The 20,232-nt window shown below is 67.4% G+C and carries 8 protein-coding genes and 1 riboswitch; of the genes, 3 read left to right on the top strand and 5 right to left on the bottom strand.

What is annotated here, in order from left to right; translation table 11 throughout:
* The first annotated feature begins 93 nt into the window (after nucleotides 1–93).
* On the top strand, nucleotides 94–1,815 hold the full coding sequence (locus ABWW33_RS28360; protein WP_353404768.1) for a GGDEF domain-containing protein: 1,722 nt from the start codon (nucleotides 94–96) through the stop codon (nucleotides 1,813–1,815).
* Nucleotides 1,816–1,821: 6 nt separating this feature from the next.
* Here ABWW33_RS28360 and ABWW33_RS28355 read toward each other — a convergent pair whose 3' ends face one another.
* Both ABWW33_RS28355 and ABWW33_RS28350 read right to left on the bottom strand, forming a co-directional pair.
* On the bottom strand, nucleotides 1,822–3,441 hold the full coding sequence (locus tag ABWW33_RS28355) for a serine hydrolase (RefSeq protein ID WP_353404767.1): 1,620 nt from the start codon (nucleotides 3,439–3,441) through the stop codon (nucleotides 1,822–1,824).
* Nucleotides 3,438–5,288, bottom strand: coding sequence for a M1 family metallopeptidase (locus ABWW33_RS28350; RefSeq protein ID WP_353404766.1), 1,851 nt, complete (start codon nucleotides 5,286–5,288; stop codon nucleotides 3,438–3,440). Before ABWW33_RS28350 ends, ABWW33_RS28355 begins: the two co-directional genes overlap by 4 nt.
* Before the next feature lie 91 nt (nucleotides 5,289–5,379).
* A riboswitch (yybP-ykoY riboswitch) is annotated at nucleotides 5,380–5,563 on the top strand.
* A gap of 10 nt (nucleotides 5,564–5,573) precedes the next feature.
* Here ABWW33_RS28350 and ABWW33_RS28345 point away from each other — a divergent pair.
* Both ABWW33_RS28345 and ABWW33_RS28340 read left to right on the top strand, forming a co-directional pair.
* Nucleotides 5,574–6,149 carry a TMEM165/GDT1 family protein gene (locus ABWW33_RS28345; protein WP_176655962.1) on the top strand — a complete coding sequence of 192 codons (576 nt, stop codon included), beginning with the start codon at nucleotides 5,574–5,576 and terminating at the stop codon, nucleotides 6,147–6,149.
* Nucleotides 6,150–6,250: 101 nt separating this feature from the next.
* The gene (locus ABWW33_RS28340; RefSeq protein WP_353404765.1) at nucleotides 6,251–6,565 is read left to right on the top strand and encodes a PEP-CTERM sorting domain-containing protein; all 315 of its coding nucleotides are present in this window, start codon (nucleotides 6,251–6,253) and stop codon (nucleotides 6,563–6,565) included.
* 21 nt (nucleotides 6,566–6,586) lie between these two features.
* Here ABWW33_RS28340 and ABWW33_RS28335 read toward each other — a convergent pair whose 3' ends face one another.
* The 3 genes from ABWW33_RS28335 to ABWW33_RS28325 all read right to left on the bottom strand — a co-directional run bounded on the left by ABWW33_RS28335 (nucleotide 6,587) and on the right by ABWW33_RS28325 (nucleotide 20,105).
* Entirely contained in the window at nucleotides 6,587–8,848 is a 2,262-nt protein-coding gene (locus ABWW33_RS28335) for a CehA/McbA family metallohydrolase (RefSeq protein WP_353404763.1), read from the bottom strand.
* A gap of 208 nt (nucleotides 8,849–9,056) precedes the next feature.
* On the bottom strand, nucleotides 9,057–17,819 hold the full coding sequence (locus ABWW33_RS28330; protein WP_353404816.1) for a glycoside hydrolase family 94 protein: 8,763 nt from the start codon (nucleotides 17,817–17,819) through the stop codon (nucleotides 9,057–9,059).
* A 195-nt stretch (nucleotides 17,820–18,014) separates the two neighbouring features.
* Nucleotides 18,015–20,105 (bottom strand): aminotransferase class V-fold PLP-dependent enzyme, encoded by a 2,091-nt coding sequence (locus ABWW33_RS28325; RefSeq protein WP_353404762.1) that lies wholly within the window; start codon nucleotides 20,103–20,105, stop codon nucleotides 18,015–18,017.
* Nucleotides 20,106–20,232: the final 127 nt, after the last annotated feature.

Genomic DNA, 20,232 nt, shown 5'->3' with positions numbered 1-20,232 from the left:
GGGCGACATGCTACCACATGGGCTGATACGCAACCACGCCGGCGCCGCTTTGTGGCATATTGCTAAGTAGCAAATCGGAAGGTGGACCGCAACATGAGACTAACCCGGTTATTCGGCGTCGCCGGTGCGGTGCTCGCGCTGCTGGTGTGCGGCATGCTGGGCCGGCTGCTGTGGGGCGAATGGCAACACTACAGCGCCACCGACAGCGGCCGCCATACGCTGCAACTGATGCGGCACTCGATGGTCGCCGCCGAAAAACTCTCCTCCGAACGGGGCCCGGTGAACGGCGTCCTGGGCGACCGCGCACCGGCCGACCCGGCGCGGCGCGAAGGCTTGCTGCGCGCCCGCGCCGCCACCGACCAGGCACTGGCCGAACTGCAGCAGGCATTGGCCGGCGGCGCCCGCACCAGCGTGCTGGCGCCGCTGTACGAAGCGCTGCGCGCGGCCCGCCTGACGGTGGACCGGCTGGCCGCGCTGCCGCCGGCCGAACGCACGCCGGAGCGCCTGACGGCCGCCGTCGACGCCATGTTCGGGCTGGTGCCGCTGGCGCTGGACACGGTGACCGGCTACACGCGCGCCTCCGAGGACATCTATCCGCGCATCGCCCGCATCCTGATGAAGGTGCGCTTCGCCGTCGAGCTGCGCGAATACGCCGGGCGCCTGGGGTCGGCGCTGACGGTGCCGCTGGCGCGCAGGCAGCCGCTGACCGAGGCGGACCGCCAGCAGCTGCAGTTCCTGCGCGGCCGCATCGAGCAGTTGCGCCAGCTGATCAAGATGCCGAGCAGCGACGCCGACCACGACCCGCGCGTGCTGGCGGCGGTGGCGCGCATGGACATGGTGTACTTCGGCCCCGGCCAGCAGCTGGTGGCCGGCGTCGAACAGGCCAGCCGCGAGGGCCAGGGCTACGACATGGACACGGCGCAGTTCGCGCGCCGCTACGTGCCCAGCATGGCGCCCATCCTGGCGCTGCGCGACGTGCTGCTGGAGCAGGCGCAGGAGCAGGCGCGGCAAGATTACGACGCGGCCCGCCGGGAACTGATGCTGGCCCTGCTGATCGGCGCGGCGATCCTGCTGTCGCTGGCATTGCTGCTGCTGATCGTACGGCGGCGCGTGGCGGTGCCGCTGCTGCACGCCACCGCCGCCGCGGTCCGGCTGGGCAACGGCGACTACACGCTCGACACGCTGGCCCATCGCGGCGCGGACCGCGCCGACGAAATCGGCGACATGCTGCGCGCGCTGTCGACGCTGCGCGCCAACAGCATGGAGCGCCAGCGGCTGGAGCAGGAACGGGGACATCTGATCGAGGAGCTGAGGCTGAGCGCGGACACCGACTACCTGACCGGCATCCTCAACCGCCGCGCCTTCACCGCGGCCGGCAACCAGCGCTTGCGCGGCGCCTGCGGCCGCAACGAAGCGCTGGCGGTGATCCTGTTCGATATCGATCACTTCAAGTCGGTCAACGACAGCTACGGCCACGACGCCGGCGACCAGGTGCTGATACGCATCGCCGGCGTGGTGCGCACCCTCCTGCGCGACGGCGAGATCGTGGCGCGCTACGGCGGCGAGGAGTTCGTGGTGATGCCGTCGCACTGCGGCATGGACTCGGCGCGGGCGCTGGCGGAGCGCCTGCGCGATGCGATCGCCGGCGAGCCGCTGACGCTGGCCGACGGCCACATTCTGCGCGTGACGGCCAGCTTCGGCGTGGCGGTGGCGCACGGTCCGTACGCGGCGCTGGACGACCTGTTCCACGCGGCCGACCTGGCGCTGTACCGCGCCAAGAGCGGTGGCCGCAACCGCGTGGAAGTGCAGGCCTGAGCTGGATTACTTCTTCTTGGCCTCGGCCTTGACCGGCGTGAAGGTGAGGTCGCGGAAGTCATAACTGAAATCGGTCTCGGTCGACACCGGCGCCATCTTCATGCGCTCGATGCTGCCGTCCGGGTTCAGCGCGAAGCTGACGTAGGCGTCGGCGTTGAAGTTGCGTTCCTTCCAGCGCACGATGAAGGTGTCATGCTGGAAGTGCTCCAGTTCCCCGACCAGGTCCGGCGTGCGGGCAAAGCTCATGACGTGTTTCTTGCCCTCGGCGCGGATGCTGATCTTGCCGTACCAGGCGTCTTCATACTCGCCATCGTAGGAAGCCAGCGGCAGCGACGGCGACGACTTCGCCGCGCGCGCCGACACTTCCTTGCCCTGCCGTTCCAGCTCCTCCTTGTGCATCGCCGCTTCCTGCTCGGCGTACAGCGAGATCCAGTCGCTGGCCGGCACGTTCAGGTACTGGTCCAGGATGCGCCAGTACAGCGACGCCATCACCGGGCTGTTCTCGGCGTTGGTCAGGATGGCGATGCCGAGTTTTTCCTCGGGCACCATCAGCACCGTCGAATAGAAGCCCTGCAGCGCGCCGCCGTGCATGGCGATCTTGCGGCCCTTGTAGTCGCGCAGGCTGAAGCCCAGGCCATAGGCCGCGAAGTTGGGTTTGGTGGCGGCCAGCGCCGGCTTCGGATCGCGGATGCGCATCGGCGTCTGCTCCGACCACATTTCGTTCAGCTGTTTTGTGCTGAGCAGCTGCTTGCCGTCTTCCAGCTTGCCGCCGCCCAGCAGCATGTTCATCCAGCGCGCGATGTCTTCGGCGCTGGTGTTGATGCCCACCGCGCCGACCGCGTTCTCCACCGGCATCGGCTTGACCACGGCGTTCCTGTCGTTGATCTTGCTGTGCGGCGCCGAGTAGTTGGACGAGGCCAGCATCTGCGCCACGCTGGTGGTGGTGCCGTTCATGCCCAGCGGCGCCAGGATGCGGTCGTGGATGGTTTCGCCCCAGCTCTTGCCGGATTTTTCCGCGACGATCTTGCCGGCGACGATGTAGAGCAGGTTGTCGTAGGCGTAGCTGTTGCGGAAGCTGGTGGCCGGCTTCACGTAGCGCAACCGGGCGATGATTTCGTCGGTGCTGAAATTGGTGGTCGGCCACCACAGCAGGTCGCCCGCGCCCAGGCCAAGGCCGCTGCGGTGCGTCAGCAGGTCGCGCACCGTCATCTGGCCGGTGACGTAGGAGTCGAACATCTGGAAACCCGGCAGGTGCTTGGTGACCGGATCGTCCCAGCCGATCTTGCCCTCGTCGACCAGCATCGCCAACGCGGCGGAGGTGAAGGCCTTGGAGTTGGAGGCGATCTCGAACTGCGTCTTGCCGTCGACCGGCGCGGTCGCGCCGCGCTGACGCACGCCGTAGCCCTTGGCGGCAACCACCTTGCCGTCCTTGACGATGGCGATGGCCACGCCGGGAATGTCGAAGGTCTTCAGCGCGCGCTCGACGTCGGCGTCGAGGTTGAAGACTGGCGCCGCGGCGGTCGCCGGCGCTGCCGGTACCGCCGGCGCATCGGCCGCCAGCGCCACGTTGGAGAAAGCCAGCAGCAGCGCGGCGGAAACGAAGGTATGGGAAAACTTGGTCATCATTTTTTGAATTGTTTATCGACGGAGCCCTGCGTCACAGGGTGGTAGTGTTCACGCGCCTTGGCGTAGATGGATTTGGCCCACTCCTTGTCGGACGGGTTTTTCAGCAGCGCGGTGTACAGCGGCACGACGAACTTCTGGCGGCCCACGCTCATCAGGAAGGCGCTCAGCGGTTCGCGCACATCGTAGCCGGCCTTGATCGAGGCCAGGTAGAAGCGGTAGGCGATTTCATTGTTGCCGCTCTTGCCCAGCGCGTAAGCCTGGTCCAGCTCTTTCAGCTGGGTGGCGTTGGCCTTGCCGTCGATATCGTTCAGGAAGTGCATCCACTCCAGCGCGATCCAGTGCTTGCCGTTCAATTCGGCGGTCGGCAGTTCGCCCTTCAGCCATGCGCTGCGCTGCGCGTCCAGCGCGGCCAGGCGCGGCGAGGCGGCGTGCCTGGCGCTGGCCGGGATGCCGGGACCGTACAGCCACTCGTCCAGCTCCGCCGGCGACATCACTTCCGGATGCGCGTCCAGCAGGTTCTTCTTCAGGTAGACGACGAATTCGTCGGTGGTGGCGGACTGGAACGCGTGCTGGTCGAACCAGCCGCGCAGGAATGGATCGAAGACGTCGCGGCCGGCGCGCTGTTCCAGCGTGCGCAGCAGCCAGGCGCCTTTCGGATAGACCAGGCCGCCGTCGGTGTAGGTGGCCGAGCTGGTGTCCGGATCGCGCGTGACCAGCGCCTGCTTGGCCGGCGGGATCGACGGCAGCGAAGCCATCGCCTCTTCCTGCTCGACCTGCAGGTTCATCTCCGCCACTTCTTCGCCGTACAGCTTCTCGACGATGCGGGTGGTGACGTAGGTGGTGAAGCCTTCGTTGAGCCAGAAGTGCTTCCACGACGCGTTGGTGACCAGGTTGCCGGACCACGAGTGCGCCAGTTCATGCGCGATCAGGTCGACCAGGCTGCGGTCGCCCGCGATCATGGTCGGCGTGAGGAAGGTCAGGCGCGGGTTTTCCATGCCGCCGATCGGGAACGACGGCGGCAGCACGATCATGTCGTAGCGCTCCCACCGGTACGGGCCGTACAGGCCTTCGGCGGCGCTGATCATTTTTTCGGTGTCGGCCAGCTCCCAGGCGGCGGCCTCGATGCGCGGCGCTTCCGCGTACACGGCGGAACGCGGGCCGAGGTTGCGCACTTCCAGCTCGCCGATGGCGATCGCCAGCAGGTACGATGGAATCGGCTGCGCCATCTTGAATTTCCAGCCGCCGTTGCCGGTGGCCTTCTGGTCGTTCTCGGCGCTCATCACCACGCGCATGCCGGCCGGCGCCTCGATGCGGGCGCTGTAGGTGAAGCGCACCGCCGGCGTGTCCTGCACCGGCGCCCACGAGCGGGCGTTGATTTCCTCGGACTGGCTGAACATGAACGGCAGCTTGCCGGACATGGTCTGCTGCGGCGACATCCACTGCAGCGCGGCGGCCGACGGCGCGGTGCGGTAGTAGACGCGCACCTTCTTCGGCTGGAACGGCACCGAGATGCGCAGCGCGCGGCCCTTTTCCGCATCCAGCTTGTCGAGCATGAAGGAGGCGGGACTCCAGCGGCCGTTCGGGTTCTGCACCTGCACCTTGGAGATGTTCAGTTCATTGGTGTCCAGCACCAGCGTGCGGGCCGCCTTGTCGATCCAGTCCAGCGTCAGCTCGGCGTAGCCGCCCAGCGTCTTGTGGCCGAAATCGGCCTTCAGGTCCAGATACAGGTCGCTGGTGCGCACCTGGTCGTAGCGGGCGTAGCTCAGCGGATCGGCGTGGGCAGATTGGGCCGCCAGCGCCGCCAGTGCGGATAGCACGAGCGCGGACATGGTCTTCTTGATGGGCATGGTGTTCTTTTCAATGAGTTGCACAAGCGCGAAGCAGAATAGCATAGCCATGTATCGGGCATGTGTACAGCCTGTCGGCTATGGTATGATGGCGGCCGTAAGTGGGGAGTAGTCGGCTTGCGCCGCCCGGTGCAAGAACCTGTGTCAACATAATCGGTCCGCAGACCGTGGTGCAGGTGGTTGAAAAACTTGACGAGACCATGATCGAGGTGCGGCCATGATGGGCCGGAGTCGCGCCTGGATCATTGGTTAATCGTTTCCGGCCCGCGTACTACACACACTCCCATGGAAGCTTTCTTCGTCTCTACCGGCATCGTCGCCCTCGCTGAAATCGGCGATAAAACCCAGCTGCTCGCCTTCGTCCTGGCTGCAAAGTTCCGCCGTCCGCTGCCCATCATCGCCGCGATTTTTGTCGCCACCATCGCCAACCATGCGTTTGCCGCCGCCGTCGGCAGCTGGATCACCGGCCTGCTCGGCCCCGACATCCTGCGCTGGGTGCTGGGCGTATCCTTCCTGGCGATGGCCGCGTGGACGCTGGTGCCGGACAAGATCGACGATGACGACGTGCCGCTGGCGAAGTACGGCGTGTTCCTGACCACGCTGATCGCGTTCTTCGCGGCCGAGATGGGGGACAAGACGCAGGTCGCCACGGTGGCGCTGGCGGCCCGCTATCACAGCCTGGTGGCCGTGGTCTGCGGCACCACCTTGGGCATGATGCTGGCCAACGTGCCGGCGGTCTACCTGGGCGACAGGATCGCCGGCCGCGTGTCGCTCAAACTGGTGCACGGCATCGCCGCCGCCGTGTTTGCGGTGCTGGGCGTGGCCACGCTGCTGGGCGCGGGCGCCGGCCTGGGCGCCTGATCGTCAAGACCTTTTTACGCCACTCTGTTAGCTTGCGCACCGATTTATCAAAATTGTCATTGTATTATACTTGCCAATCAGTTATTTTCTTGAGGCGGTACATGTCATTGTTGAGCAAGTCGGCAGCGCTGCTGCTGTGCGCCACCGTCTTCACCGTTGAGGCCCAGCCGATCGAGGTCGAGACGCAGGAGACGACGCAGGCCGAAACCTTCACCAAGGCGGCCCGGCCGCCGGCCACGGATCCGACGCAAGTTGGGGACCGGGGCGGCGTCAAACCGCAAAATCCCGCGGCGGCCAAGGTGGAACCGGCTCCGGTACCGGAGCCGGCGCATTACAAGCTGATACTGCTCGGCATAGCCATCCTGCTGCTGTTCGCGCGGCGCGACGCCCCGCGCGACGAGCCATGGACCAAGTGAGTTTCAGCTGATTACCAGACGTTACTGCGCAAGCAGGCTGACGTCGTCGACAATGAAGGCCGTCGATACCGTCGATCCTTCCACGCCTTCAAAGTAGATGCGCACTGTCTGACCCTTGTAGGCCGACAGGTCGAAACTCTTCTGCACGTACGTGCTGCCCTTGTTCAGATTCGAGTAGGTCGCCAGCGTCGCCAGCACGGCGTTGGCGCTGCTGCGCACCTGCACCTTCAGCGTGTCGTAGGCGGTGGTGGTCGTGGTTTCACTGGAATCCACTTTCAGCCAGAACGACAGCGTGGCGCTGGTGGCGGACGACGGAATCGTCACGGTCTGGTACAGCGTGTCGGTGTGGGCGCTGCCGTAACCGTCCAGCCAGGCCTTGTAGCTACCAGCATGCGCCGCCTGTCCTGAATCCGACGTGATCACGCCGGACGTCGCCGTCCAAGATGCAGCGCCCGATTCAAAGCCGCCGTTGGCGATCAGCTGCGTTGGAGTCGGGGTCGGGGTCGGGGTCGGTGTTGGAGTCGGCGTTGGCGTCGGGGTCGGCGTTGGCGTTGGCGTCGGCGTCGGCGTTGGTGTTGGAGTCGGGGTAGGTGTTGGGGTAGGCGTCGGCGTGCCGCCCGTCGTCTGCGTCACCCAGATCGGCGCCGACCACAGGATATTGCCGTCGTTCTGAGTCACCTTGGCGTAGTAGAAATGCTCGCCGACAGCCGGCGTGACGGTGGTGCTGGCGGTTGCCGACAGCTGCGTCACCGTGCCGTTGCGGCCCGGTACGCCCTCGTACATCTTCACCGTCGATACCGTCTTGCCGCTGCTGCTGGCGAAGTTGGCCACCAGCGCCAGGCTGCCGCTGTTGGTGAAGCGTTCGCCCATCACGTGGCCATTGGCGGTCAGGATCAGCTGCGAGGTCTTGTCCATCGTGGCGTACACGCGGCGCGCCTTGATGGCTGCGATCATGCTGGCCGACGACAGCGTGGTGCCGGTCGGGATCAACACGCCGGTGCGGTTGGTGTACGACGCGCCCCAGTTGGCGCAATGGTTGTCCTGGTCGGTCGAGAAGGCCACGTGATAGCCCGCCTCCAGCGCCTTGTTGCAGGCGCCTTCGTAGGTGCTGCGGCTGGTTTCGGTCTCGCTGGTGTTGGTCGAGAAGGCGGAGGTGTTGAGCACTTCGCACAGCGCCATCGCCTGGTCGCCGTCGGCCGTGTAGCCCAGCGCCGTGCCGTTGACGATGAACTGGCCCGACGATTCCGGGTGGTTGAACTGGCCCACCCAGCCGCGCTGGCGCATCAGCGTGTACAGGCCGGCGTAGTCGTTCTTGGCGGTGAGCGTGTCGGCGATCAGCTGGCCGCTGCTGTTGCTCTCCCAGCCCAGCAACTCGGTGGTGTTGAAGATGTTCATATGGCCGCCGTTGTTGATGACGCCCCACTCCAGGCCATACATCCCGAGGAAGCCGGGGTTCGCGCTGTTGTAGCTGGCGGCGGCGCTCAGGCCGGACTGGAACAGTGCCTTGGCCACGGCCGGATCGGCGGAGGCGTTGGTGCTGTCGGAGCCGTCGTACATGTGGTTATGCTCGGAGGCCATCAGGAAATCGAGGCCCTTGCCTTTGGCGTAGGCATAGGCGTCGGCCGGGCCGAGCGCCGCGCTTTGCGGATTCTGCGCGCCGGTGCAGCTGGACAGCGCGCCACCGCCGTCGCTGTGGTTGGTCTGGCTGTGCAGGTTGCCCAGGTAGACGGTGTATGGCAGCGACGCGGTGGCGGCGACGGCGCCCTGCACCACGCGGCCGTCGGTGCGCGCGGCGCGCGCGCGCGTGGCGGAAGTCGGCAAGGCCTTGAAGGCGGGCATGGCCTGCGCGGGCGCCTGGCCCACCGAGATGTCCCAGCTTTGTTCGATGGCCTCGTCGCCGGTGACGGCGCGCATGCGCGCCTGGTAGACGCCGTCGGTCAGGATCAGGCCTTCGGCGCGGCCGTCCCAGGCGATGCTGACATCGACCGGCTTGCCGCTGATGCCCTGCACGCCCTGCCACCGCTGCACCACGACGCCGTCCGGGCTGACCAGCTCAAGGTGCCAGTTGACGTCCTGCTCGCGCTCGAGCAGCGGGAAATCGAAGACCAGCTTGAAGGTGCGGGCTTCCGGCCGGTCCTGGTCGGCGCCGTCGGCGGTGAACGGCGCGTACAGCGTGGCCTCGAATTCATGGTGGTCGGCCTTGGACGCCTGGACCGCGCCAATGACGCCGGAAGACAAGAGCAACGTCATCGCGAGCCGGGACAGCATCTTAGATTTGTTCATTCTTTTTTCTCTCTCTATGCGGTTGGGGATCCAAAATTCTGGCAACTATGCATGACAAGAGGATGACGAACCAATTCGAATTTTCTTGGCTATTCAGATGTCTTTCAAATAAATGCGCTGACGCCCGGGAAGCGCGCCGCAACCGCACGAAAGATTATCTTCCGTGCTGTTGCGACAATGTTGAAAATGTCCAGAATGGGACACTTTGTTAAGAATCGGACTTCGCCGGTATCAGCAGTTCGACCTGATGGACGCTGGGAGTGTCGTACAGCTCGACCATCATGCCTGGCTGCCGTATGCCGTCCACCGTCATCTCCGGCACGATGGCCTGTGCCGACTTGACGACATTGATCACGTACGACGCGGCGCCGTGGCGATAGGTCAGCGAGAAGCGGTCCCACTCCGCCGGCATGCGCGGCGCCAGCGCCAGATGGTTGGCGGTGCGCGTGACGCCCAGCAGCGACTCCAGTATCAGCCGGTACATCCAGCCGGACGAGCCGGTGTACCAGCTCCAGCCGCCCCGTCCCACGTGCGGCGCCACCGCATACACGTCCGCCGTCACCACGTAAGGCTCGACCTTGTATTTCGCCGTCCCCTCGGCCGTCGCGCCGTGCATGACCGGATTGATCATGCGCGCCAGTTCCCACGCGCGTTCCGTGTCGCCCATGCGGGCGAACGCCATCGCGGTCCAGATCGCGGCGTGCGTGTACTGGCCGCCGTTTTCGCGCACGCCCGGCACGTAGCCTCTGATGTAGCCGGGGTTCGGCCCGGCCTTGTCGAATGGCGGATCGAGCAGCTGGATGATGCCTGAATCGCGCCGCACCAGCCGCTGGTTGACCTGCTCCATCGCGCCGCGCACGCGCACCGGATCGGCGGCGCCGGACAGCACGCCCCAGCTCTGCGAAATCGAATCGATCTGGCATTCCTCGTTGGTGTGCGAACCGAGCGGCGTGCCGTCGTCGAAATAGGCGCGGCGATACCACTGGCCGTCCCATGCATTGAGCTCGACGTTGGCGGCCAGCTTCTTCGCTTCGCTGCGGCACTCGGTGGCGAAATCGACGTCGCTTACCAGGTCGGCCACTTCGGCAAAACGCTGCAGCACCTCGCACAGGAAGAACGCCAGCCACACGCTCTCGCCCCGGCCATGCTCGCCGACCTTGTCCATGCCGTCGTTCCAGTCGCAGGAGCCGATCAGCGGCAGGCCGTGCTGGCCGAAGCGCAAGCCGTTGCGGATGGCGCGCACGCAGTGGTCGTACAGCGTGCCGCTCTGGCTCGAGCGGCTCGGCAGGTCGTAGTAGGAATCCTCTTCCGGCTTGACGGCGCGCCCTTCCAGGTAAGGCAGCGATTCGTCCAGCACGCTGGCGTCGCCGGTGCCGATGACGTAGCGCCAGGCCCCCAGCGGCAGCCACAGGTAGTCGTCGGAACAGTGCGTGCGCACGCCCCGGTCCGACGGCGGATGCCACCAGTGCTGCACGTCGCCCTCGATGAACTGGTGCGCGGCGCACAGCAGCAGCTGGTCGCGCAGCAGCTTCGGTTGCGTATGGATGGTGGCCATGGCGTCCTGCAGCTGGTCGCGGAAGCCGAACGCGCCGCCGGACTGGTAGTAGCCGCTGCGGGCCCAGATGCGGCAGGCGATGGTTTGATACATCAGCCAGCCGTTGGCGAGGACGTCCAGCTCGGGCTCCGGAGTTTCAATGCGCACCGCGCCCAGCGTCTGCTCCCAGTGCGCGTGCACGGCGGCCAGCGCCTCGTGCGCGGCGTCGGCGCCGCGGTGTTTCTGTACCAGGCTGCTGGCGTCGGCGTTGCGGCGGCCGCCCACGCCCAGCACGAACACGATCTCGCGCTCCTGGCCCGGCAGCAGGTCGAACGGCACCTGGATCGCGGCGCAGGCGTCCAGGCCGGCGCCGACCTTGCCGGACAGGCGCTGGCGCCGCAGCGCCACCGGCGCGGCCAGCGTACCGTTGCGGCCGAGGAATTCGCCGCGGTCGCCGGTGTAGCTGCGCAGCGTTGCGTCGCAATTGAAGAAGGCGACCCGGCCGGTGAACTCGGTGTTGTAGGCGTTCTTGGCGAACAGCGCGCCGCTGACCGGATCGGCCTCGGTGACGATGTGCATGCCCGACTTGGAGCGCATGTCGCCCAGCACCCACTCGACATAGCCGGTGGCCGACAGGCGGCGCGCCACCAGCGAATCGTTGCGCACCTTGAGCACCGTGTACTTGATTGGCGCGTCGATGGCGACGAAGGTCGTCATCTCGCTGGTGATGCCGGCCTCGGTGTGCTCGAACACGCTGTAGCCGAAGCCGTGGCGCGTGACATAGATGCCGTTGCCGCGCGCCGGCAGCGCCGTCGGCGACCAGTACTGGCCGCTCTGCTCATCGCGCAGGTAGAACGCCTCGCCGCTGGCGTCGCTGACCGGATCGTTGTGCCACGGCGTCAGGCGGAACTCGTGGGCGTTCTCGTGCCAGGTGTAGGCCTGGCCGCTTTCCGAGATGACGCTGCCGAATTGCGGGTTGGCCAGCACGTTGGACCACGGCGCCGGCGTGCGCTGCTCCTCGCTGGTGGTGATGACGTATTCGCGGCCGTCCGAAGAGAAGCCGCCGATGCCGTTTTCCAGCATCAGCCCGCGCGCCGGATGGGTGACCGGGCCGGCGTCCGCGTACTCGCCGCGGTTGTCCGTCAGCAGCGGCGGCATGCGCAGCGCCGGCGGGCCGGGACGCTTGATCTGCTCGGCCAGCGTGCCGCGGCTGTCGCTGAGGATGGCGCGCGCCACCGATTGCAGCAGCACGCGGTCCTCGTTGGCGATCTGGTCGGCCAGGCGCACGAAGATGCCGCCCGGGCGGTCGATCGCCTGGGCGTCGATGCCGGAGGCGATCAGGCCCATGATCTGTTCATGCAGCAGCTGGCGGTAGCCCGACTGGTCTTCGTACCAGATCACCAGGTCGACCACCAGCCCCTTCAGGCGCCAGTAGGCGTGCGCCTGCACCATCTGGCGCGCCAGCTCGATGTTGGCCGGGTCCTTGATCTGCAGCAGCACGATCGGCAGGTCGCCGGAAATCGCATACGCCCACAGGCCGGACTGGCCGCGCTGGTTCTTGATCAGGGTGGCGGCATCGGCGCGCAGCGCGGCGTTCGGATAGATGACCGAATTGGCCAGGCGGCCGTACAGCTGGGCGTCCGCCTCGCTGGCGTTGAGCTGCCGCAGCACGACCTGGCTGTGGGTCCACGCCAGTTCGAACACGCGGTCGGCCAGGTGGCGGTCCTGGTATTTGTCGATCAGGTGCAGCGCGGCCTCGCGCTGCTCGGTCATGCCGGTGACGATGTCGACGATGGCCGTCTGGTCGGGCTTGAGCGTGATGGTGTAGCGGATCGCCACCACCGGATCGAGCACCGAGCCTTCGCCGCCGCTCAATTCGCCCTCGCCCAGCATGGCGCTGGGCGCGGCCTGCGTGTTGCCGCGGCCGATGAAGCGCGAACGGTCGGTTTCGAACGAGACGTCCGTCACCGGCGCGTCGTGCACCATCATCGAATGCATCAGCCACGGCATGGCGTCGGAGTCGCCGCGCGGCCGGCGCGTGCACAGGATGGCGTTTTCGTCGCGCAGGATCTCGGTCTGCACGAACAGCTTGCTGAAGGCCGGGTGCGCGGCATCGGCGGCGGCGGGCGCCATCACCACTTCGGCGAAACTGGTCACCTCGATGGTGCGCACGCGGTCGGACTTGTTGGTGATGCGTGTGCGGCGCAGCTCGATGTCGTCTTCCGGCGAGACCACGATTTCCGTGTACAGGTCGATGTTGCGGTCGGAGCGGCGGAACTCGGCGCGGCCTTCGGAGAAGATCACTTCGTATTTGCGCGGCTCGGCCAGCGTGGGCTGGTAGGTGGTGGACCAGAAGCGGCCGTCGTCCATGTCGCGCACGTAGCAGAAGTTGCCCCAGTTGTCGCGGGTGCTGTCTTCGCGCCAGCGGGTGACCGCCAGGTCCTTCCAGCGGCTGTAGCTGCCGCCGGCGTTGGTGACCATGACGTGATAGCGGCCGTTCGACAGCAGCTGGGTTTCCGGCACCGGCGTGCTGTGCTGGGTCAGGATGCGCATCGGCATGGCCTGTTCCGGCGCGGTGGCGCGGATGGCCGCCATCTCGGTGGTGTTGGAGTAGAAGGCGCCCACCTGCGGGCTGCGCTCCTGCAGCACCAGCAGGGTCGATTGCAGCAGCGGGTCGGACTCGAAGCGGCGCTGCATCGGCCGGTCGTGCAACAGGTAGCTCAGCGCCAGCAGGCCCATGCCCTGGTGGTGGACCATGAACGAGCGGATGATGGCCGCGCTCTGGCCGCGCGGCAGGCGCGAGGCCGTGTAGTCGACCGCCTCGAAGAAGCCGTAGCGGCCCATGTAGCCCAGCCCCGCCATCTTCTGCAGGTTGAGGCAGGCCGCTTCCGGCTGCACCATCAGGCCCAGCATGGTGGCGTAGGGCGCGATGACCAGGTCGTCGGCCAGGCCGCGCTTGAGGCCCAGGCCCGGCACGCCGAAGGCGCGGTACTGGTAATTGAGGCTGGCGTCGACCGTGTTGTAGCCCGACTCCGAGATCCCCCACGGCACGCTGCGGCGCTTGCCGTAGTCGATCTGCGCGTCGATCACCGCGTTGTAGGTCTGGTCGAGCAGCGTGCTCGGATAGTTCGGCATCACCAGCAGCGGCATCAGGTACTCGAACATCGAGCCGCTCCAGGACAGCAGCACCGGCTTGCCGGCGACGATGCACAGCTGGCGGCCCAGCGCGAACCAGTGCTCCTGCGGCAGCTGTCCCTGGGCGATGGCGACGAAACTGGCCAGCCGCACTTCGGACGCCAGCAGGTCGTAGTAGCTGGCATCGAGCCGGCGCTCGCTGACGTTGTAGCCGATGGCCAGCAGGTTGGTGGTGGCGTTGTACAGGAAGCCATATTCCATCAGGGCGTAGGCGCCGCTGCGCTGCCCCAGCTCGGCCAGCGCGCGCATGCGTTCGTGCGCGGCGACGGCGCCCTGCTCGCACAGTCCGGCCAGCTGCAGCCGGCGTTCGAGTTCGGCCGGAGCCAGGTCGGTGACCGGCACGGCGGCCGAGCTGGCGGCCATGGCGGCCAGCTCGCGCAGCGTCGGCATGCGCGTCATGCTGGTGTCGAACACGGTATCCGGCGGCAGGCCGGCCCACGGTGTCAGCACGGCCAGTTCGGCCAGCGCGGCGCGGCATTGACGGACCAGCGCAGCGGCCCACATGGCGGCGGCCTCGCCCTGCCCTTCGGCCTGCGGCTGGTAGTGGTCGGCGGCATCGGCGACGCGGTTCAGCCAGCCGTGCAGCTGCTGCAGGTTGGCGGTGTCCGGCGCCGGCGTCAACGCCGCCAGCAGCGCCTTGATGTCGCGCGGATCGGCGCCGCTCTCTGCGTCCTGCTCGGCGTAGACCGGATTCGACGGCGAGGTGCCGGCGGCGGTGGCGCCCACGCTGGTTGCCGGGTGCGCGGCGGGTGCCTGCGCCGGCGTGGTGCCGGCCAGCGTTTCTTCCAGCACGCGGCAGGTGGCGACGATGCCGTCGACGATCTGCGGTCCCAGCACCGGCTGGTCGTACAGGCCGGTCAGGCCGGCCTGCAAGGTCAGCAGATGGCCGGCCAGGTTGCCGCTGTCGACCGTGGAGATGTACACGGGGTGCAGCGGTTTCAGCGTCTGGGTGTCGTACCAGTTGTAGAAGTGGCCCTGGTGGCGCTCCAGCTTGTCCATGGTCTCCAGCGTGGCGGCGGTGCGCTCCATCATCTGGCCGACGGTGATGTAGCCGAAGTCGCTGGCGCTCAGGTTGGCCAGCAGCGCCATGCCGATATTGGTCGGCGAGGTGCGGTGCGCGATCACCAGCGCCGGATGCTCCTGCATGTTATCCGGCGGCAGCCAGTTGTCCTCCGGCCCGACGAAGCGGTCGAAATAAGCCCAGGTGCGACGCGCCAGCTTGTTCAGGAACTGGTGCTGTTCCGGCGTCAGCTGCGCCGTCTTGCGCACGATCGGGCGGCTGATCCAGTCCGCCACCGCCGGCGCGACGAGCCACGCCAGCAGGAACAGCGCGGCCGGCGGCAGGCTGGTCGGCCGCCATCCCAGCAAGGCGCCGCCGACGAACAGCGCCAGCACCGGCGAGGCCCACATGGTGCGCCAGGTGCCGGCGTCGGCGTGGGCCAGGTTGGAGGCGCGCCATTCGAGCAGGCGCTTGCGCGACACCAGCATGCGCCAGGTGCTGCGCAGGATCGCGTCGAGGCTGAAGTAGGCCTCGTACGGCAGGAACACCAGCATCAGGATGGCGTGCGAGAACTGCAGGCCGCTGCGGCGCATCGAGGCGCGCACGTGCTGGCTCCACAGCGTGTCGCGCGGGCGGCGGAACAGGTCGTGCAGCGCGCTCACCAGCGGCGGCACGAAGATCACGGCCAGCACGGCGCCGGTCCACAGCCACGGGTCGGGCAGCCAGCGCCACGCGGTGATCAGCGACAGCACCAGCGCCGGCGCGGTCAGGCTGCGGCGCAGGTTGTCGAACAGCTTCCAGCGCGACAGCAGCGACAGCGGGTTGCGCTCGCGCTTGCGGTTCGCTCCCGGCACGCGTCCCAGCAGCCATGACACCAGCTGCCAGTCGCCGCGGATCCAGCGCTGGCGGCGGCTGACGTCGTCGCTGTAGCGGGCCGGGTATTCCTCGTACAACTGGGCGTCGCTCAGCAGGCCGGCGCGCAGGTAGCAGCCCTCCAGCAGGTCGTGGCTGAGGATCTGGTTCTCCGGCAGGCGCTGTCCCAGCACCTGCTCGAACACGTCGACGTCGTAGATGCCCTTGCCGATGAAGGAGCCTTCGTAGAATACATCCTGGTAGACGTCGGACACGGTGCGGGTGTAGGGATCGATGCCGGGTTCGCCGCCGCACAGTTTTTCGTAGCGCGAGGCGTTCTCGCTCGGCAGCGCCACCGTCACGCGCGGTTGCAGGATGCCGTAGCCTTCGACCACGCGCCCGCGCGCGGCGTCGATGCGCGGCTGGTTCAGCGGATGGCGCATGGTGGCGATGAACTGCGCCGCCGCGTCGCGCGGCAGCTGGGTGTCGGTGTCGAGGGTGATGACGTACTTGATGCTTTCCAGTTCGCTGGTGTCGCCGACGACGACGCTGAACTTGTCGCGCGCGCCGCCGCGCAGGAAGCGGTTCAGGTCCTGCAGCTTGCCGCGCTTGCGTTCATAGCCCATCCACACGCCCTCCTGCGGATTCCACAGGCGCGGGCGGTGCAGCAGCAGGAACGGCGAGGCCGGCTCGCCGTTAGGATGGGTGGCGTACTTGCGGTTCAGGTTGCCGATGCAGCGATGCATCTGTTCCACCAGCGCGGCGTCGGTGGGCAGCGTCTCGGACGGCGCGTCGGCGAAGTCGGTCAGCAGGCAGAACATCAGGTTCGGATCGCGGTTGGCGAGGAAGCGCACTTCCATCTGTTCGCACAGGTCCTGGATATTCTCCTTGCTGAAGGCCAGCGTCGGCACCACCACCATGGCGCGGGCGTCGGTCGGCACGCCGTCCTTGAAGTCCATGCGCGGCAAGGGGTGGGGCCGGGTGACCAGCGTGGCCACCCAGTTCACCAGGTTCAGCGCCAGCTGGCTGCTGCCCAGCAACACCAGCACGGCCAGGATCCCGATCACCGCGCCGTGGACGCCGTCGTGCACGGCCCGTTCCAGCAGCAGCGAGGTCGATACCAGCGCGATGGCGGAGATCGCGCCCAGGTAGGAAGTCAGCGGCGAGGCGCGCGAGGTTTGCTGCAGGGCCTCCAGCCAGGGACGGCGCATGCCGGCCTGTTTTTCCAGCGCGGCCAGGCCGCCGCCGATCAGGTAGAAGCCGACGTGGCCATGGCGCACGTTGCCGCCCTGGTAATTGGCCTGCGCCAGCTGCAAGGCTTGCTGCGCCACCTCGGCTTCCGAATATTTCGAACGCTTGGCGATTTTCTCGATCGCGTGGCGGTACTGGTCGCGCGTGGCGAATTCCATGCCGCCGTAGACGCCGGCCGGATCCTCGCGCAGGGTCTGCTCGACCACGCTCATGGTCTCGACGAACTCCTGCCAGTCCATGGTGCCGAGGAAGCGCAGGCTGCCGATGCTGTTGGCGATCGACACCTGCTCGGCCGCCTGCTGCTGGATCTCCAGCTGGATCTGCTGTTCGATGGTCTGGCCCGACTCGGCCAGGCGGTGCGTGATCCACGACAGCGCCAGGGTCAGCGCCGGGCTCTGTCCCTGCAGCCGGCGCGCCAGTTCGGCCACGAAGGCGCTGGTGATCGGCGGATTGGAGCGGGCCATGTCGGCCACCATCAGGATCAGGCCGCTGGGATTGCGGTCGGCGACGTCGGTCATCTGGTCGGCCCAGCTGTTGGCCAGGTCGCGGTGGATGCGGTTGTCGGCCACGCGGGCGGCCACGCGGCGCAGGTTCTCGATCAATGCCAGCCGCAGCATGATGGGGATCGCCCACAGCTCGCCCAGCTTCAGGCTGGCCACCTCCTGGTAGGCGTCGACGAAGCGGCACAGCGATTCGGGATCGACGCGGCCGTCGCCGTGGGAAATGATTTCCAGCGCGATCTTGTAGACGCGCGGCGTGCCCTCCGGCGCGCCGCGGCCCAGGCGCGGCAGCTCCTTGCTGTAGTCCTTAGGCAGGTGGCGGCGGGCGATGCGGATCTGGTCTTCGATCAGGTAGAAATTGTCCAGCAGCCATTCCGATGCCGGCGTGATCTGGCGGCCGGCCTTGACGGCGCCGGTCAGCTCGTCGCAGGTGGCGTCGATGACGGCGGCGTTTTCCGCCAGCCGCGACAACAGGCGATCGCGCCCGCCACGCTTGCTCAGCTCGTGGTGCATGGCCAGCGTCTTGCCGTGCGCAGCCATCTGCGCCGCGCTGAACAACTCGGCACGCAACGGCAAGTCTTCGTCGTCTTCGTCCGATAGCAGCGAGCCGGAGGGGGATTCGCGGAACCCGAGTGTCATCTCGGGCAGGAGGGGGGTGGGTTGGTTCAAAGCTGGTACCTCGCTTAAATCTGCGAATGGGAAATTATCTGTCAAGGCATCGTACGGGGGCGCACGGCAGGCGACTGTACGGTGGCGAACATAGTGCGCCGCACAAAAAAAAGGGCCGCTTGCGCGGCCCTGTAAAGGAAGAAAAACGAAACTTGAATGAGCGGCCTATGCGGCCAGCGGCAGCGGCGCCAGCGCCAGTCCGCCGACCAGGCTGTAGGCATAGGGATGGCCGAGACGGCGCAGGAACTGGGCGGCTTTCAAGCTGCGATTGCCGCTGCGGCAAAAGAACACCAGCGGCGCCGGCTCGCCGCGCAGCCACTCGCTGGCGTGCTCGGCCAGACGGCTCAGCGGCACGCTGCGGACCACGCTCCCCGCCGCGCCCGGTGCGATGGCGCCGGCGGCAAACTCATACGGTTCGCGCACGTCGATCAGCATGGCGTCGGGATGGGCTTGCAGGAAGGCATCCAGCGCGGCGCTGCCGAGCTGCGCATCGGCGGCCAGGCCGGCCTGGGGCTGGGCGGCCATGCTGATGCAGAATTGATTGTGTTCGTCGCGCGTCGGGCACAGCAGGGTCTGCGCGGCGCTGACCGCGCGCAGCGCTTCCTGCGCTGGCCGCGCGCTGAAGGCGAAGCGCACCGCGCCGGCAGGCAGGCGCGCGCCATCGGCGGCGCCCAGCAGGTAGTTGCGCAATTCGCCGCCGGCTCCGCCGGACACGCTGGCCAGCACTTGCGCGCCGAGTTTGATCGCGCCGACCAGCGCGCCGTCGTCCAGCGCGACAGTGGCGGCGTGCGCCGGCCAGCCATACACGTCCGTTTCGGCATGGCTGTCGAAGTGGCGGCCCAGCACGTCGATCAGCATGGCGCGGCCCGCGTTGGGCAAGGTGCTGACGATGGCCTGCACCTGGTAGTTCTGGCAGCGCACATACGATTCGATGCGGGCGCTCATTTCGGGCAGCGGGTCGATGACGATGCAGCTGCGGCTGGCGGCGTCCAGCACCATCCAGCTGCAGGCGCCCTCCACGCCCAGCTGCAGCAGGCCGTCGTGCGGCACGGCGGTGCGCTCGGACGGGATCAGGCAGCTGGCGCGCAGCGCGGCGCCGCAGCGCTCGATGCGGGCGCAGGCGTCGGTGATGGTGGCCTCGTCGACCAGCGGGCCGAAGGACATGCGGATCGCGCCGGCGCTGCGCCACAGCGGCGCGTGCATCGCGTCGAGCACGTAGCTGGGCGCGGCCTTGGCGGCCGAGCAGGCGCTGCCGGAGCTGACGCGCACCTGGGCCGCGTCGAACACATCCATCAGTTCGCGGCTGGCCAGGCCGGGCACGGAAAAGTTCAGCGTGGTCGGCAGCGATTTGTCGAAGGGATTGTTGAACACCACGCCGGGCAAGGCCGCGCGCAGGCTGTCGGCCAGGCGGGCGCGGAAGCCTTCCAGTTGCTCGTGGCCGCGGAAGGTGTCGCCGCGTTCCAGCGCGGCCAGCACCACGCCCAGCGCGGCGATGCCGGCCATGTTCTCGGTGCCGGAGCGCTGTCCGCCCTCCTGGCCGCCGCCCATGATCAGCGGCGTGAACGGCGCGCCGGCGCGCACGTACAGCATGCCGATGCCTTTCGGCGCGTACAGCTTGTGGCCGGAGAACGGCGCGTAATCGATGCGGGTCGACTGCAGGTCCAGGTCCAGCTTGCCCAGCGCCTGCACGCAATCGACCAGCCAGTAGGCGGCGGTGCCGGTCTCGGCCAGCACGACCTCGATGCCGGCCAGGTCGGTGACGACGCCGGTTTCATTGTTGGCGGCCATGGTGCACACCAGCGCCGCCCGCGGCGCCACGTCGCGCAGCAGCGCCAGGTCGTGCGCGCCGTGCTGGTCGACCGGCAGTTTGTACAGCTCCAGGTTCAGGCCCAGCAGGCGGTTCCAGTGCGCCAGGCTTTCCGGCACGGCCTTGTGCTCGGTGGCGCCGTAGACCAGCAGGCTGCCGATGGCCTCGCCGCCCGCCTGGCGCTCGCGCAACGCGACCAGCGCCGACAGCACCGAGGTCTGGATGCCTTCGGTGGCGCCGCTGTTGAACATCAGGCGGCCGTCGCCGACGCCCAGCAGACGCACCGCGCAGGCGCGCGCCTGGTCGAGCAGGGCCTTGGCCTTGAGGCCGGTGGCGTGGCTGCTGCTGGGGTTGCCGAAGCGCTGCCCCATGGCATCGGCCGCGGCGGCGATGGCGGCCGGCAGGACGGAGGTGGTGGCGTTGCCGTCAAGGTAGATTTCGGTAGTCATGTCGGTGCTGAGCTGTTGGAACAGGCTGCTAAATAATCGGTATACATAGCTTACCCATTCGAACGAAAATATATGTACTAAAATACTCTTCATGCGCACGCCATGTAGCATATTCATACCCAATTTC

Origin of the sequence: Duganella hordei (assembly GCF_040369125.1) — a bacterium.
In the GTDB taxonomy this organism is placed as follows: domain Bacteria; phylum Pseudomonadota; class Gammaproteobacteria; order Burkholderiales; family Burkholderiaceae_D; genus Rugamonas; species Rugamonas hordei.
Note: the sequence above shows the minus strand (reverse complement) of the source record. Positions and strands in the feature narration are given on the sequence as shown.

Excerpts from the sequence above, each read along its gene's own strand:
- ABWW33_RS28360 (WP_353404768.1), top strand. The coding sequence starts at position 94 with ATGAGACTAACCCGGTTATTCGGCGTCGCCGGTGCGGTGCTCGCGCTG.
- ABWW33_RS28355 (WP_353404767.1), bottom strand. The coding sequence starts at position 3,441 with ATGATGACCAAGTTTTCCCATACCTTCGTTTCCGCCGCGCTGCTGCTG.
- ABWW33_RS28350 (WP_353404766.1), bottom strand. The coding sequence starts at position 5,288 with ATGCCCATCAAGAAGACCATGTCCGCGCTCGTGCTATCCGCACTGGCG.
- ABWW33_RS28345 (WP_176655962.1), top strand. The coding sequence starts at position 5,574 with ATGGAAGCTTTCTTCGTCTCTACCGGCATCGTCGCCCTCGCTGAAATC.
- ABWW33_RS28340 (WP_353404765.1), top strand. The coding sequence starts at position 6,251 with ATGTCATTGTTGAGCAAGTCGGCAGCGCTGCTGCTGTGCGCCACCGTC.
- ABWW33_RS28335 (WP_353404763.1), bottom strand. The coding sequence starts at position 8,848 with ATGAACAAATCTAAGATGCTGTCCCGGCTCGCGATGACGTTGCTCTTG.
- ABWW33_RS28330 (WP_353404816.1), bottom strand. The coding sequence starts at position 17,819 with ATGACACTCGGGTTCCGCGAATCCCCCTCCGGCTCGCTGCTATCGGAC.
- ABWW33_RS28325 (WP_353404762.1), bottom strand. The coding sequence starts at position 20,105 with ATGACTACCGAAATCTACCTTGACGGCAACGCCACCACCTCCGTCCTG.